The organism is Caballeronia cordobensis (assembly GCF_001544575.2).
GTDB lineage: Bacteria > Pseudomonadota > Gammaproteobacteria > Burkholderiales > Burkholderiaceae > Caballeronia > Caballeronia cordobensis.
Map to the genome: position 1 here is coordinate 359717 of NZ_FCNY02000008.1, position 16071 is coordinate 375787.

The window sequence follows — 16071 nt, forward strand, 5'->3', positions numbered from 1 at the left end:
CCGTCTCAGATCTCTTCGTAGCCGGGCAGGCCGGCGCCGTAGCTGTGGTACGGAACCTTGCGGTCGAGCTCGAGATAGCGCGCGCGGTCGGGTTTGAAGGTGTCGGCCTTGGCCGGGTCGCCGCCCGCCTGCTGGATGAGCCGCCGCAGTTGCGCGATGTCCTTTCCCCACTTCGGGTAGGCGTCCTTCAGCTTGTTCTGCTGGCTGGTCAGCTCGATCACGCTGGGGTTGGAGAGCTTCGGCAACTCGTAGCCGAATACGGTCGAGCCCTTGAACTCCGTTTCCATGGCCGCAAAGACGCCTTGCTCCACGCGCCGGTAGCTCTGCAGACGCCCGATCGTGTCGGTCGTGTCCTGCTGCAGCTTTTGCGCTTCTTCCGCCTTGCGGGCAGCGGCTTCGTCTGCTTCGGACCGTGGCGCGTGCGCAGCAGCGGCGGCCGCGGCGGGGGCGGGGGCGGGGGCGCCGCCGTCCCTGGCCGGGCCGGCCGCGGCCGTCTTCGCATTCGGCGCGGCGAGCCGGTTCAGGGCTGTGCGCATCGCGCTGCGCCGCTCGCCGATACGCTGACGCATTTCGATGAAGTCGCCCGGCCGCTCGAAGGCGCCCGCGTTGTCGCTGATCTTCCGGTCGAGCGCGTCGAGCTTTTCCATGTCGCTCTTCAGGCGCGCGAGCTGTGCGGTGTCGTCGCCGGCCGCCTGTGCCGCGGCGATGGGATCGCCGACGATCAGCGCATCGTAGAGCGCCTTCTGGTCGGCAATCGCATCGGGAAACTCGAACGCGATCGCGGTGCTTCCGACCGCGCGCTGCACGGTGTCGCTGCGCCCACGGCCCGACTCGCTTTCGAATTCCGCGACGGCCTTGGCGATCAGCTGGCGATTCTGGCCCGCAGCCAGCACTTTCGGACGCGTATCCATCCAGGCTTGCCAGGTTCCGAAGCTGCCGGACCAGGCGCGCGACCACTCGTTCGGATTCTTCGCAAGCGCGATGAGCGCCGCGTAGCTGTCGTCGGTGAGCGAGGCGCCGTGCTGCTGCACACTTTCCTGCAGCACGGGCGTGCTGCCCGTGAAGGCGCCGACCACGGTGCCCACCGGCGCCTTGTTGAAGTTGCCGGCAAACTTCTGCGCGCTGCGCGTGAAGTCCGTCTCGCGCCGTTCGTTGCGCGTCTCACCGAAGCCCGCGTTGTCCGGGCCGGCGCCGCCGGCGAACGCATTGGTGTCGCTCGCCGAGACGACGGGCTTGCTGCCCGCGCGCAGCGTGGCCCCGCCCGTGCCCTGCGCGCGGTAGGTCCTGGTGACGCCCTCGGGGCCTTCGGTCACTTCCTCGTTGATCTCGCCGCGATCGACGATGTCGAGCGACAGCCCGCCAACGCCAGCCGTTGTCGTGGTGCCCGTGCCCTTTCCCCGCGACGTGGTTCTCGAGCTGACGAGGTCCGGATAACGGGCCTGGAGTCCCTGCAGCGCATCGATCGAGCCGGCCTTGCTGATCTCGGCGAAGCGGGCATCGCGGGCCGGATCGTTCGCGTCGATCGTGAAGCTTACCGACAGGCCTTGAGTCGCGCTGTCCGCGCGGCTGACGCCCATGCTCGCAACGCCATAGCCGCCCGTCGCGCCGATCGTCGTGTCAGTGCCCTTCGTGCTCGTGACGGTCACGATGTATTTGCCGTCGCGCAGCGCGACGCGGCGCTCGAGCCCGGATTGCGCGCCCGCACCGAGCTGGAGGCCGACGCTGCCGCCGCCTTTGCCGCCGCCCGACGCGCCGAGGTTGCCTTCGATGCTGCCCGTGGCGCCGAGCGCGATTTCGTCGCCTTCCTTCATCTGCGCGAGGCCCTGCGGCGAGCCGGCGAGCGCGCGCATCTGTCCCGCCAGTGCCCGGGCGTCGTCGATGCTGCCCGCCGCGGCGAGCTGGGCCACGCGCAACTCGCGCCAGGCGCCGCTCGAGCCGGCCGTCACGTCGGCAAGATATCGGCGGGTTTCCTCCGCCGAGAACTCATGCGCCACGGTCAGATCGAGCGATCCCGACGCGGCGACGCCGGCCGACACGGAGCCTCGGCTGCCTTCCTTCTCCGCCTTGCCCCCCGCGTGTCCGCCGAGGTTCAAATGGAAGACGATGCGATAACGCGGCGGCTTGCTGAACGGGATCTCGCTCGTCTCGACCCACGCCTTGCCGCTGAACGCGGCCGTCTTCGTGACGCTGCGGCCCTTGCCATAGTCGGTCTTCGACTGCGCCGAAGCGTTGACCTGCACGCCGGCCTTGTCGGGGCCGGCGATGAGCGAAGCGCCGGCATCGCTCTGGCGCGACGTCGCAGGCGCGGGCTTCACGGCGGACTTGTTCGCGCCTTGCCGCGGCTTCGACCGGGGCGGGGCGTCCTTCTGTTCCTGTTGCTCGGTGCCGGGTGCGGGCGGCGGAGTCCGGGTCTGCTGCTGCGCCGCGGTCTTCGGCGCTGCCTTGGGCGCGGGCTTTGCCTTCGCGGGCGACGGCTTCGGGGTGCGGCCTGCCGCACGCGGCGGCGTTTCGGGTTTGTTGCCGCTCGTCGGAGCAGGCACGGCGACGGGTTTGCGAGGCGCGGCTTTGGGATGAGCGGGCGCGGTGCTCTGCTTCTGCGGCTGCGTCTTGCGCGCCGTGGCTTGCTTCTCGTCAGCCTGCCGTTTCTTCGTTCCCGCTGGCGCGGCCCTTTCGGCGCCTGGCTCGGGCGTGGCGCTCGCCTGCCGGGCCCCGCCCGGCTTGACTCTGCCCTGGCTCGCGATCCGGGGCGCGTTGCGCGTGGCCGGTTTAGCGGACGCTTTGCGCACCGCTCTCGGCACCGTGTACGCGTCGGCGGCGCCGTGTGGCTTGCCCGCGGCGCCTTTTCCGCCGCCTGCGGTGGTGCTCCGGGGGCCGCCTGCCGCTTTCTTCGTCCGTGACGCCGATTTTGGCTCGGATTTCCGGTTGGCGGCCGGCGTGGCCGCGGCAAGCTCCGCGACATCGCCCGGGCCTGCGCCACCCTTGCTCGCCAAAGTCCGCAGGCCGCCACGCCGGGCGACATTGGCCTTGCCCGTGGCTCCCGCCTGTTTCGACGCATGCCTGGTTGTGCCGCCGCCCTTGTTCTTCGGCGAGGCCGGGCTCGCGACACCCGCTTGCTTCGACGCCCCGGTTCGCGGCGCGGGCTTCTTCTTGCTCTGCGCCGCCTTGCTGCCCTTGGTAGGTGTCGCGCTGGTAGCCGATGCCTGCCTGCCACGCTTCCTGGGCGCAGCCTTCTTGCCCGCGGGCCCGGTGGCCGGTGAGCTCCCGGCGGCCGCGGGCTGTTGCGTCCCGGCCTTGCCGCCCTTGGTGCCTGCGTTGGGACGCTTGCCTTGCTGCGCGGGCGGGGTGGCCGGTTGCTGGCCGGCTGCGCCCTGCGCCTGTGCCTGTGCCTGTGCCGCGCTGCCCGCTTTATTGCGCATGCGCGTGATGTTCCGCGGTAGCGTGCCGTTGCGCAGATCCCTCTCCAGCTTCTCCCGATGCGCCTCGTATGCGCGCTCGATCTTGCCGGGCGCGTACTGGATGAGGCCGCTCTCGCTGATCTGCTCGTCGCCGAGTTTGTCGCGCAACTGAGCGGACCTGCGGCGCGTGGTCTTCGGGCCGTTTTTCAGATCGCGCGTCCAGTAGACGACGCCTTGCAGGCGGTTGTCGCGCGCCGCCTGCAGCAGCATCTCGGCGGTTTCAGTGTCGCCCACCATTCGCAGCTCGGCGATCTTGCGGCCGACCCACTCGTTGGACATCTGCCGCACGCCGTCGCTCTTGTTCAGGCCGCTCGCGCCATACTTGTTCTCGATGATGAGGATCTTGCCGCGCTTGCTTATGCCCCAGGCGTCGATCCCCGTGCCGTAGTCGCCGACGTGCTGCTGCGGCGAATTCCAGTCGGCGAGCGTGATGCCTTCCTTCTCCGCCTGCGCGAGGCCGCCCGCAGTGCCGAGGCGCTCGCCGGACTGCAGCGAGGCCTTCTTCGCGACCCTACGCGACGGCTTGCCCTGTTCGAGCGCGGCGCGATCGATGTCGGCGGTGCTCTGGCGTCGCTTGCCGCTCGCGCCGCGCTCGGGACCGATGCGCTGCGCCTGCACCGAATCGATGTCTTCCAGCACTTGGGAATGCAGGTCCGTCGCCCCGGCGGCGCTGCGCACGCGCCTTTCGAGTCCTTCGATCATTTCCTCGGCGCTGTCGCGGTCGCGGCCGATGCGCTTGCGCACCTCGGCGGCGGCGCGCACCGTCGAGCTGCGCGGCAGACCCGCAGTGGCGGCGTCCGCCTCGACCTTGCGCAGGCGCTCTTCGAGCGGATCGGAGGCGGGCCCCGCGCCTTTCTTTTTCTTGCCCTTGCGCGCTTCGTCGTCCTCCTCGCGCGCGACGCCCGGTGCGGTGCCGCCGCTCACCCGCACCGGACCCTGGCCGTTCGAGAACTGACTCGCGGCCCGGTCGGCCGCCTGTTCGTGCCCGGCATACGGGTCGAGTGCGGGAGCGGAGCCGCCCCGGCCTTGCTGGATCACGTGCGCCAGTTCATGGCCGAGCAGGCGCCTGCCGCGGACGTCGTGCGGTGCATAGCGTCCGGCGGCGAATACGATGTGGTGCCCCAGCGTGTAAGCGTTCGCGTGCAGGTCCGCGGCGGACTCGGCCGCGTCGCCATTGGTGTGGATGCGGACCTGCGAGAAATCCTGGCCGAAGCGCGCTTCGACGTGACGCCGCAGCCCGGCGGGCAACGGCATGCCGGCCTGACCGACGGCGCGCAACACCGCGTCGCCGTGACCGTGCCCGGGCGTGTCGAGGTACGCGTATCCGCGATCCGGCGAGCGGTCGCGCGAGACATGCGGCGCGCGCTTCGTCGTATCGGGAGGCGGCTTGTGGCTGTGCCGGGCGGTCATCGGGCACGCTCCTCCGCAGGCTGTGAGCCGGCGAGGCCGAGCCGGCGCCAATCGGCTTCGGCGAGCGTCTTGCCCATCTTCTGATATTCGCGCTGGGTGGCGCGCAGCAGATGGCTCCGCTCGACGGCGCATGCGTCGGTGGCTGCGAAGTGGGCCGCCGCGAGAACCAGGTTGCGGATGTTGCCGCCGGCGAGCGGCAGGCTGCGCGCCAGTTCGTCCAGGTCGACCGAGGCGTCGCGCGCGAGCTGTTCAGGCCAGTGCGCCTGCCACAGCCGGCGCCGCTCGGTTTCCTGCGGCAACGGAAAGGTCACCGCGAAGCTCACGCGCCGGGTAAACGCATCGTCGATGTTTTGCCGCAGATTGGTCGCGAGTATCGCGAGTCCCTCGAATTGCTCCATCTTCTGCAGCAGGTAGGCGATCTCCAGGTTCGCGTAGCGGTCGTGTGCGTCCTTCACCTCGGAGCGCTTGCCGAAGAGCGCGTCGGCTTCGTCGAAGAACAGCACGGCATTCGCGGATTCGGCGGCCTCGAACACGCGATCCAGATTCTTCTCCGTCTCGCCGATGTATTTGCTCACCACCTGCGCGAGGTCGACGCAGAAGAGATCGAGCCCGAGATCGGCGGCGATCACTTCCGCCGCGAGGGTCTTGCCGGTGCCGGAGGGACCGGCGAACAGCACGGTCACCCCGCGCTCGGAAACGAGGCGGCTCGACGTGCCCCACGCCTGCGCGAGCTGCGCGCGCTGCGCCGCGCGCCGGCTGATCTCGCGCAGTTGCTCCTCCGTGTCGGGCGGAAGGATGAGGTTCGTCCAGTCGGCGCGCGGGCACACGCGCCGGGCCAGTTGCTCGAGCGCGTGCCCGCATAGCGCGCGGGCGGCCGCGGAGCAGTCGGCAAGGCCGAGTGGCGTCTGGCCGCTGTCCGGATCGCGCGCGAGCACGTCGTCCACGGCTTGCTCGATTTGCGATGCGCCGAGGCGAAAGCGCCCTGAGAGGATGTGCGCGGTGTCCGTGCCGATGTCGCGCCCGCGCGCCGCCGCGGCGCGCCGCCACAGCCTTGCACGTTCGTCGGGCTCCGGCAGCGACAGGTCGAGGCGGACCAGTCCGCCACGCATGCGCAGCCCGGCGGGCCACGGCAGACTGGAACCGGTCACGCAGTGGACGGGGAATGCATCGAGCGCGTCCGCGAGCGCGGCGCAAACGGCGTCCCGCTCGTGCGGGTCCAGTCGCTCCGCGCCGTGACAGTACAGCACCGCGCCGCGCCACCATGCCTCGCGGCACAGACGGAACGCGAGACGAGCAGGCCGGCCACCGGCGGGCAGCGCGCAGAGGTCGGCGCTGATGAGGCTCATGCGCTGCTCCGCCGCCAGCAGAGCGGCGATGCGGTGCCGGCCGCTGCCGGCCGGCCCGCGCAAATGGATACGAAGCGGCGCGCGACGCCGCGCCGAGGCCTCGCGCAATGCGTGTAACGCCAGTAACGCGGAGTGTCCCGGCGAGTCGGCCTCGGGCATCCGCAACGGACGGATGAGCCGGCAGAACGGAATCAGGCTCTCGTCGAGAGCGGAGCCTGGCAGAAAGAGCGCGAGCACCTGCCGATCGATGGTGAGGCCGCGCGAGGCCGGAAACGAGGGGACGCATTCGGTCTCGTCCATCTCGACGAGGCGGTGAGTGAAGAGCGGTCCTTTGAGCGACGTGGGCAACGCTTCGAGCATCCGGCCACGAGAGAGGCCGAGCAGCCTGAGTGTGAACGCGAGCGACGGGCGCTGTGCGCTCACATCGTCCTGCAGGTAGGCGAGCGTGGACCGGTAGACGGGGTCGAACTGCAAAACCAGCAACACCGCGAGCACGGCCTCGTCGAGCGGGCTGAGCGCATACTGTGCGCTCAGCCAGTCGCCAGCGGCAAGGGACGCCCAGGCGTGAGCCAGGTTCCCGATCCGGTCGGGCCATTGCGGCGTTGCGCCGGGCTGGCATTGATGATCGCTCACGGCGCGCGTCAGCAATTCGTCCAGCAGGGCGCACAGGTCTTCGAGCCCGCTTTCCGTCGTGCAGTCGTGCGCCTCCTGTTCGGACGCGCGAGATACGGCAGCGGACTCGCCTAGCGTGGTCATCATCAGTACTCGGGATCGTCGGGCGGCGGAGCGTCGGCCCCGGTATGGCCGAGCGCCTCGTGGACGGCCTCGAATCGCGCGAGCGTCGAGCGTAGCAGTTCGAGCAATGCGCGCGCATAGGTCGGCGTCATGACGATGCGAATCCCGTCCCCGCATTCCTGCTTGCCGTCGAACGCCTGTGCGATCCGCAGCAGAATCTCCTCATGGCTGAACCCCGCCTCGAAGTAGTTGGCGTACGCGTAGGCGGTCTCCGCGATATCGGAGGGCGCAGAAAACTCAGGTGGCGGCGTGTCGGCTTGCATGGCCCCGCTCGTTGCAGGAGCCATGCCATCCGCGGAATCTCGAGAGCGGCTCGGGAAGTCCTTTGATTTCAAGGGTTTGCTCGAGGGGCGCGCGAAGCGCCGCGGCCTGTGTCACAGGGCGGGTTGTGACACGGATCAGGATCGCGTCGATGGATCAAGGCCGGAGGGTGTCACATCGCGCTGTGACACCGCGTGTGACACGGCTACGTTTCGGGCCGCTCGTCTTCGATGTGCAACTGCCGCATCTTGCGATAGAGGGTCATGCGCGACCAGTGCAGCATTGCCGCTGCCTTGCTGCGGTTCCATTCGCATTGATTGAGCGCTTCCAGGATCAGTGCGGACTGGGATTCATCCGGCGTCGGCGCGCGTTCGGGCGGCAGAGGAAGGGCGGCGGCGTCGAGCGGCGTTGCCTCGTATTGCAGCGAGAGCGCCTCGACCAGATTGCGCAGCTCGCGCACGTTGCCGGGCCAGGGATGCCGGCACATCCGGACGAGCGCGGCCGCCGTGAGCCGCACAGGCGGCGTCTGCGTGCGTCGGGCGAGTTCGCGTGAAAAGTGCTCGAAGAGGACGACCACGTCCGACGGCCGCTCGCGCAGCGGCGGCAGCAACACGCGCGCGACATTAAGGCGATAGAACAGGTCGGAGCGGAAACGACCCGCCTGCATGGCCTGCTCAAGCGGGCAGTGCGTCGCCGCGACGACGCGAAAGTCGACGCGCCGGCTGCGCACCGCGCCGATCGGGAACACTTCATAAGTCTCGAGCACCCGCAACAGCCTCGCCTGCGCGTGCAAGGGCATGTCGCCGATCTCGTCCAGAAAGAGCGTGCCGCCGTCGGCGAGCGCGATCTTGCCCGGATAGGCCGACAGCGCGCCGGTGAAGGCGCCGCGCTCGAAACCGAAAAGTTCGCTGTCGAGCAGGCTGTCCGGAAGGGCCGCGCAGTTGATCGATATGTAGGGTCCCTGATGACGCGCGCTCAACTCGTGCACGGCACGCGCCACGCATTCCTTGCCGGTCCCGGTTTCCCCGGTGATGAGCACGTTGCACGTCCTCGCCGCGATTCGGGGAATCTGTTCACGCAAGGCGGAAAGGGATGGACTGTTGCCCAGCAGACTTTCCAGAGCGGGACTGCGAAGTCCGGTGCCCGGCGGAACCCGCGATGTGTGCGGTGTCGTCGCGAGGAGCGGGCGCGGGATCGCGGGTGGCGCGCACGGTCGCGAGCCGGGTACCGTTGGTCCCATTGGTGCTGATTTCGACATGATGTGACGACCTCACGCATTCCGGTTCACGCGCGCTCCGCGCAAGGCGACGGGCGCAGCTGCCTACTCCTGCTTTCACACACGATAGGCGAGGCGGCGGAATTTTGTAATGTTAGCTACGCATTAACTTGTGAGGAAACGCATGTTGCGCCCGGAAGCTAGGAATTCGCTAGTTCAGTTATAGATTTTTCGTAGTTTCCTGAAGCTGTACCTCGTGTCATTCTCGTTCCAACTCAACAAAACGACAGGAGGAAGTATGCTGAGCGCCGAGCGAGAAGCGTTTGTACGCGATGGAGTCACCGTCTTACGCGGCGTATTCACGGACTGGATCGACCTGCTGCGCGATGGCGTCGACTTCAATGAAAAGCACCCCGGACCCGATTTTCGCGACTACACGAAGGGCACGTCGTCGGGGCGATTCTTCGGCGACTATTGCAACTGGCAGCGCATCGAGCCGTTTCGCCGGTTCGTCGAGGAAAGTCCGGCTGGCGCCATTGCCCGGGAATTGATGGCGTCCCGGCGTGCGCGCATCTTTCACGAGCACGTTTTAGTGAAGGAAGCGGGCGCGGACAAGATCACGCCCTGGCATCACGACGAACCGTACTATTGCGTGAGCGCGGAACAGTCCGTGAGCATGTGGGTGCCGCTCGATCCGGTGCCGCGTGAGACTACGCTCGAATTCGTCGGCGGCTCGCATCAATGGGGAAAGCTTTTTCGTCCGCGCAAGTTCACGGGCGTTGCGTACGACCGTTCGTCGGACGGACTCGAAGAGATGCCGGATATCGACGCGCATCGCGACGACTACAACATCCTTGGGTGGGACCTGAAGCCCGGCGATGCAGTCGCGTTCAACTATCTCACGGTGCATGGCGCGCCGGGCAATCGTTCCGGTTCGGTGTCGCGGCGCGTGGTGTCGTTCCGCTGGCTCGGCGACAACGCGGTGTATGTCGATCGAGGCGGCGAGACATCGCCTCCGTATCGACATCTCGCGGAGCGGCTCAACGCCGGCGATCCGCTGCCGGAGGAAGAGTTTCCGTTCGTCGTCTGACCGTGCTTCAGCGGCCGCCTCTTCAGCAATCGAGAACGAGGCGGCCGCGCTTGCAGCCCGACACGCAAATCATCATCGTTTTGCCTTCCGCGCGCTCCGACTCGCTCAGAACACTGTCGCGATGATCGATATCGCCTTCGATCACCGACGTCTCGCAGCTGCCGCAAATGCCCTGTTCGCAACTCGACGGCACGTCGACGCCCTCGGCGCGAAGCACATCGAGCAGTCGCGCGCCGGCTTCGACGCGCACGACTTTTCCGCTTCGTCCGAGTTGCACTTCATAACCTGCGCCTTGCGAGTCCTTCAAACCACTCGGGTCCGCAGAGAATCGTTCGATATGCGCGTGCGTGTAGCCGTTTTCGGCGCATGCGCTTTCGAATGCGCTCAGCATCGGCGTGGGGCCGCAGCAATAGAATCGCGTGGCGCGATCGCGTTCGTCGAGAAAGCCTCGAAGATCAGGCGGGCCGCCGGCCTGTGCATCGAAATGCAGCTTCAGTGAAAGCCCGAGCGCCTGAATCGGTTCCAGCCACGCCGCGTGCTCGCGCGAACGGCAGCAATAAAGCATCTCGACCGATTTACCGAGCGCAACGAGCCGTTGCGCCATGCTGTAGATCGCGGTTATGCCGATACCGCCCGCAATCAGAACGAATCGCTCGCCGGATTCATCGAGCGGAAAGTTATTGCGCGGCTCGGAAATCAGGATCGAATCCCCGGTGCGCAACTTCTCGTGGACGAAAGCCGAACCGCCCTGACTGTCGCGCGCGCGAAGCACGCCGAGAATATATCGATCGCGATTGCCCGTCGCATTGACGAGCGAATAACTTCGCACGATGCCATTGGGCAGATGCAGGCTGATATGCGATCCGGCATCGAATGCAGGCAAGGGAGCGGAATCAGACGCGCGCAATTCGATGCTGACGGTGTCCATCGCTTCGACATGAATCCTGTCGACGATGACGGTAAAGGTGGCGGGACGCATGTTCGAAATCAGTCGCAGATACGATGAGCCATGAAGCTATAGAAGTCCCGAAGCGTGCCCTCCAGATTCTCCGCTGAGAGGGGGCCGGGCGAATAGAAAGTCGAGCTGACGCCTTTCTGCAGCGTTTCCAGCTTCGTGCGGTCTTCGGCGTTGAAGGCGTTCGCGAACGCGACGTATCGTTCGATGCTTTCCTTGTCCGGTGCTCGCTCGTGTCCGGCAAGGCCCCATTTGATCGCGACCTGATCGGTTGCGGCGGGCCTCAGACAAAGATAGATCGTCTGATGCGGCATGTAAGTCACGACGAGATTCGGAAAGACGCTGAAGAGAAAACTCGAGCGGCGCTCGCTTTGGGTCAGGTCTTCGTGAAACGGCGTGCGTTGCGGCGAATCGGGCGTGTAGTGCGCGCGATAGGCCGAAAAGTGTCCATTGCCCGGCACGTATTCGCATAGCTCCGTGGGCGTGACAGGCCGCAAGGTGCGCGGATGCGTGGCGTTGAGGTGATAACCCTCCATGAAGTTTTCCGCCAGGCATTTCCAGTTCGTGTGCCACACCTCTTCCTGGAGGTGATAAAGCTCGCGCTCCTCGTTGTGATAGTTGCGTATGTGCGCTTCGAGCGGGCGAAGCGCTTCGCCGAGCGGCGCCGCGTTGCCATCGATGTTCACGAAGATGAAGTTCTGCCAGATCGTCGAGTGGATTTTCGGCAGCGCGCATCGCGATGTGTCGAGATCCTTGCACTCCTGCATCAAGGGCGCGCGTTTGAGCTTGCCATCGAGTTCATAACTCCATGCGTGATACGCGCACACGTGCACGCGCGCATTGCCACGGCCGAGTGCGACGAGATTGCCGCGATGCCGGCATACGTTGGCCAGGACATGAACTTCGCCTTGGGCATCGCGCTGAATCAACAGCGGTTCTCCGGTCAATTCAGTCGTGAAGTAGTCGCCGTTGCGGGGAATCTCGCCCACATGGCCGACGCAAACCCACGTGCGTCGAAAGACGCGCCGACGTTCGAGCTCGGCGAAGTGAGCCGAGCTATAAAACGCGCCGGGCATGCCGTGCGTCGCGCGCTTCTCCGAGCGCGCCAGGGTCGATAGCGTGTCGAGCAGCGCGCGGTCGTCCGGCGAGATTGCATCGGCAAATAGAGACGCTGGCACATTCATCGTGATGACTCACTCAAAAGCGGTTCTGATCGGAAAACCCGTGGTCCGAGGCCGATGTTCACAAAATAGCCTCGTCAAAGCATCGAGGAAAACATTGTTTTCCAATGCGCTCGCCAGCTTTCTCCTATGCAGGGAATCTTCGAAAATGGCGAAGAGGCATGCTTTCGATAACGCGCTCCGTATCCGATAAGATGGTGCGAACAAAAGTCGGCGATAAACCTATGTCATCCTCCTTCACGCTGCGCCAACTGAAGTATTTCGTCGCAACGGTGGACAACGGAAGCGTCGCCGAGGCGTCGCGGAAGCTGTTTATCGCGCAGCCATCGCTATCCGTCGCGATCAAGGGGCTGGAGGAAAGCTTCGGCACGCAACTCATCATTCGTCATCACGCGCAAGGCATTTCGCTGACGCCGGCCGGCGCGCGGTTTTACGAGCGCGCCAAGGCGCTGCTCAAGTCCGTCCATGAGTTCGAGCAGAATGCGCTCGCGGAAGGCGACATATCATCGGGGCGCGTCGATATCGGATGCTTCGAGACCTTCGCGCCGCTCTATCTGCCGAGCCTGATTCGCGGCTTCAACGCTGTGTATCCTGGCATCGAAATCCGAGTGCGCGACGGCGATCAGGAAGAGCTTTTGCAAGGGCTAGATAAAGGCCGATTCGATCTCGTCCTCGTCTACGAACTCGGGCTCGACGATACGTTCTCCACGCACTTGCTGACGCCGGGGCAAGCGCCTTATGTCTTGCTGCCGGCGGCGCATCGGCTTGCCGCAGCGGATAAGGCAAGTCTCTTCGATCTATTCGACGAGCCGCTCATCCTGCTCGATGTCTCGCCGAGCAAGGACTATTTTCTCGGCCTGTTCGAACCGTACGGATTGACCCCGAAAGTGGGCTTCAGCTCGCCATCGCTCGAACTGGTTCGCGGCATGGTGGGCGAGGGATTCGGCTACTCGCTTCTGGTCACGCGTCCGCACGCGCCGACCACGTATGCCGGACACGAAGTCGTCGCGGTCGAGATCGCGGAGCCGGTTGGCTGTTCGGGCCTCGTGGCTGCGTGGCTCAAGCGCAATCAGTTGACCGTGCCCGCGCGTCTGTTCATGGAATACGCGGAGACACGGTTCAATTCGATGTCCGCCTGACCGAATACCCAGTCAGACCAGCGCCTGACTCGCGGCCGCCGCACGGGCGCGCAGCCAGTTGATGCTCGCGAACAGCAGCACGGCGAACACGATCAACATGGTCGCAACCGCCAGAATCGACGGATCGATGGAATCCCTGATGCCGCTCCACATCTGTCGCGGCACCGTCTTCTGATCCGGGCCGCCGATGAACAGGATCACGATGACTTCATCGAACGACGTCGCGAAAGCGAACACGCTTCCCGTTGCGACCGCGGGCGTGATGAGCGGAAGCGTCACGCGCCTGAACGCGACCCACGGCGGCGCGCCCAGTCCGGATGCCGCGCGCAGGAGACTCTGATCGAAGGACAGCAACGAAGCCGTCACCGTGATGACGACGAACGGCGTGCCGAGCGCGGCATGCGCAAGAATGACGCCGGGATAGGAGTTGACGAGCCCGAGCGGCGCGAACACGAGATAAAAGCCCGCGGCCACGACGACGATCGGCACGATCATCGGGGAAATGATGATCGGCATGACGATCGAGCGCAGCGGAAACTGCGTTCGCGACAAGCCGAGCGCCGCGAGCGTCCCAAGACACGTTGCGATCAAGGTGGACGCCGCGCCGATGGCCACGCTGTTCAGCAGCGCGCGTTGCCAGTCCGGACTCGTCAGCGCCTGTTCATACCAGCGCAGCGAAAACCCTTGCAGCGGATACGAAAAGTAAGACCCCGAGTTGAACGAAAGCGGAATGATCGCGAGAATCGGCGCCACCAGAAAGAACAGCACGAGCGCGGAATGCACGCGTACCCAGCGGGAAGCGACGCGCTCCGTCAGCACCGTATTGCGTTTGTCTAGCATGATCGTCCCTTTGGTCTCGCGTGCTTCAACCGAAGCGCAGCCGGTCGATGCCGACAATGCGATTGAAGATGAAATAGAAGATCGCCGTGAAGATCACGAGATAAGCCGAGAGCGCGCCCGCGAGTCCCCAGTTGAGCTGCGTATTCGTCTGGATCGCGATGAGCTGGCTGATCATCTCGTCGCCCGCGCCGCCGAGCAGGGCAGGCGTGATGTAGTAGCCGAGCGCGAGCACGAACACGAGGAAGCATCCCGCGCCCACGCCCGGCAAGGTCTGCGGAATATAGACGCGCACGAAGGCCGTGAACGGATGCGCGCCCAGCGACTTCGCCGCGCGCAGATACACGGGCGGCACGCCCTTCATCACGGAGAAGATGGCGAGGATCATGTAAGGCAGCAGCACGTGCGTCATGCCGATCAACACGCCCATGCGATTGAAGACGAGCGGCACGGGATGCGTCACGACGCCGAGACTCATCAACAGGCTGTTGACGACGCCGCCCGGTTGCAGAAGCACGTACCACGCCGTCGTGCGCACGAGCAGCGAAGTCCAGAACGGCACGATGACGAAGAGCATCAGCCGGTTGCTGCTTTTCTCGGGCAGGTTCGCGAGCAGCCACGCGACGGGATAACCGAGCAGCAGACACAGCAGCGTGACGGTGAAGCTGATCGATATCGTGCGCACGAATGCTTCGCGATACACCGTCGCGTTCGCGGGAAGCGAGGCGATCGAGCCTTGCGGCGTCACTTTCGCGTCCACGGCGTTCAGCAGATAGTCGGGCGTCGGCGATGCCGCGGCGCGCTTCAACAGACGCCACGTCTCCGGCGAGTTCCAGCGATCGTCCATTTCGATCAGGGCCGGTTTCCACGCGGCGGGTGCATCGTTGCGCACGCCGCGCGCCGTCTTCATCAGCAGGCTGCGGAATTCGGATTGCGCGAAGTTCATGCGCCTCGCGACGGTGCCGAGCTGGCCGCTTTGCTGCGCCTCCCTGAGTCCGGCGGCGAGCAGCGCGAATGTGTGCTCGTCCGGCACGCCGCGGCCGTCCCATGCGTCGAGCGCACGGGAAAGCGCTGGCATGCTGTCCGGCAATTCGCGATTCTCCACGCTGCGCGCGAGCAGCAGCGCGATGGGCGCGATAAACGTCGATAACAGAAACACGATCAACGGAAGCGCCAGCAACAGCGCTCGAATCGATGCGCGGCGTTGCGCCTTTTGATAAGACGCGCGGCCGCCGGCTCTCGTCGGAGAGCCCGTGGCCGAGGCATGGGCCGTTACGGGCGTATGAGTAGTCACGGTCACAGCGGGCTCTCTCTCGATGGTGGCGTTACGGCGAGGCTGTTATTGCGTCAACCAGACCTGGAAGCGCTTGTTGATCTCGTCGGCGTTATCGGCCCAGAACGTCGGGTTGATCTGGATCGCGCGCTTGAAGTTATCCGGCGCGGTCGGCAGGTCGGCGAGCCGCTGCTTGTCGACGAGCGGGATCGCGTCCTTGCGCGGCGGCGCATAGGCGATGTACTTCGACAGATCGGCATACGCCTTCGGCTGCGATGCGGAAACGATGAACTTCGCCGCCGTATCCGCGTGCTTCGCGCCCGTCGGAATGCCCCACCATTCGTAGTCGTACACCTGCGCATCCCAGACGATCTTGAAGGGCTTCTTGTCCTTCTTCGAGGCATCGTCGATGCGGCCGTTGTACGCCTGCGTCATCACGACCGCGCCGTCGGCAAGCAACTGCGGCGCCTGCGCGCCCGACTCCCACCACACGATGTTCTTCTTGATCGTGTCGAGCTTCTTGAATGCGCGGTCCACGCCGGCGGGCGTGCCGAGAACCTTGTAGACGTCTTTCGGATCGACGCCGTCGGCGATCAGCGCCCATTCCATCGATCCCTTCGGCGACTTGCGCAGCCCGCGCTTGCCGGGGAATTTCTGCAAGTCGAAGAAATCGTTGATGGTGCTCGGCGCGGTCTTCAGCTTGCTCGCGTCATAGGCGTAGACCGTGGACCACACCATGCTCGCGACCGCGCAATCGCTGATGGAGCCGGGAATGAAATCGCTGGTATTGCCGAGCGTCTTCTTGTCGAACTTCTTGAGCAGCCCTTCGTCGCATGCGGTGATCGCGTCGTTGCTTTCGAGATCGATGAGATCCCATGTCGTGTTCTTCGCCTGTTCCATCGCGGAGAGTTTCGCGAGGCCGCCGTCGTAGGATTCGAGCGAGAAGTTCACGCCGGTCGCCTGCGTGAACGGATCGAAATACGCTTTCTTTGCCGCCGCTTCATATGCGCCGCCGAACGTGACGACATTGAGTGTTTCAGCAGCCTGCGCCGAGACGGCGGCGAAGGCGGCTAAGGCGAGGGCGGCGCATTGTGCTTTGATGTGAGTGCGCAT

Annotated in this window: 11 protein-coding genes; 2 read left to right on the forward strand and 9 right to left on the reverse strand. The window is 65.6% G+C overall.

Annotation, left to right across the window (positions count from 1 at the left end; all coding sequences use genetic code 11):
- Positions 1-5 precede the first annotated feature (5 nt).
- The 4 genes from AWB70_RS18050 to AWB70_RS18060 all read right to left on the reverse strand — a co-directional run bounded on the left by AWB70_RS18050 (position 6) and on the right by AWB70_RS18060 (position 8387).
- Complete coding sequence (locus tag AWB70_RS18050) at positions 6-4865, reverse strand: eCIS core domain-containing protein (RefSeq protein WP_053570396.1); 4860 nt, start codon at positions 4863-4865, stop codon at positions 6-8.
- Positions 4862-6970 carry an ATP-binding protein gene (locus AWB70_RS18055; RefSeq protein WP_053570395.1) on the reverse strand — a complete coding sequence of 703 codons (2109 nt, stop codon included), beginning with the start codon at positions 6968-6970 and terminating at the stop codon, positions 4862-4864. Before AWB70_RS18055 ends, AWB70_RS18050 begins: the two co-directional genes overlap by 4 nt.
- A complete protein-coding gene (locus AWB70_RS38765) occupies positions 6970-7269 on the reverse strand; it encodes a DUF3467 domain-containing protein (protein ID WP_053570394.1) in 300 nt (99 codons plus the stop codon). The genes AWB70_RS18055 and AWB70_RS38765 overlap by 1 nt, the downstream gene beginning before the upstream one ends.
- 203 nt (positions 7270-7472) lie before the next feature.
- Positions 7473-8387: a sigma-54 interaction domain-containing protein gene (locus tag AWB70_RS18060; protein WP_063786732.1), complete on the reverse strand. Its 915-nt coding sequence runs from the start codon at positions 8385-8387 to the stop codon at positions 7473-7475.
- Positions 8388-8781: 394 nt separating this feature from the next.
- Here AWB70_RS18060 and AWB70_RS18065 point away from each other — a divergent pair, with 394 nt between their 5' ends.
- Entirely contained in the window at positions 8782-9573 is a 792-nt protein-coding gene (locus tag AWB70_RS18065) for a phytanoyl-CoA dioxygenase family protein (RefSeq protein WP_053570392.1), read from the forward strand.
- Positions 9574-9595: 22 nt separating this feature from the next.
- Here the strand turns inward: AWB70_RS18065 and AWB70_RS18070 are convergent, their stop codons facing one another.
- On the reverse strand, positions 9596-10552 hold the full coding sequence (locus tag AWB70_RS18070; protein WP_053570391.1) for a PDR/VanB family oxidoreductase: 957 nt from the start codon (positions 10550-10552) through the stop codon (positions 9596-9598).
- A gap of 8 nt (positions 10553-10560) precedes the next feature.
- A complete protein-coding gene (locus AWB70_RS18075; RefSeq protein WP_053570390.1) occupies positions 10561-11712 on the reverse strand; it encodes an aromatic ring-hydroxylating oxygenase subunit alpha in 1152 nt (383 codons plus the stop codon).
- 221 nt (positions 11713-11933) lie between these two features.
- Between AWB70_RS18075 and AWB70_RS18080 the strand changes: the two genes are divergently transcribed.
- Positions 11934-12848: a LysR family transcriptional regulator gene (locus tag AWB70_RS18080; protein ID WP_053570389.1), complete on the forward strand. Its 915-nt coding sequence runs from the start codon at positions 11934-11936 to the stop codon at positions 12846-12848.
- A gap of 12 nt (positions 12849-12860) precedes the next feature.
- Here AWB70_RS18080 and AWB70_RS18085 read toward each other — a convergent pair whose 3' ends face one another.
- From AWB70_RS18085 to AWB70_RS18095, 3 genes are read right to left on the reverse strand one after another with little or no spacing between them, the layout of a single operon-like run.
- Positions 12861-13688, reverse strand: a complete 828-nt coding sequence (locus AWB70_RS18085; protein ID WP_045459074.1) for an ABC transporter permease — start codon at positions 13686-13688, stop codon at positions 12861-12863.
- Positions 13689-13713: 25 nt separating this feature from the next.
- Entirely contained in the window at positions 13714-14979 is a 1266-nt protein-coding gene (locus tag AWB70_RS18090; protein ID WP_053570746.1) for an ABC transporter permease, read from the reverse strand.
- 45 nt (positions 14980-15024) lie between these two features.
- Positions 15025-16071, reverse strand: coding sequence for an ABC transporter substrate-binding protein (locus tag AWB70_RS18095; protein ID WP_045457152.1), 1047 nt, complete (start codon positions 16069-16071; stop codon positions 15025-15027).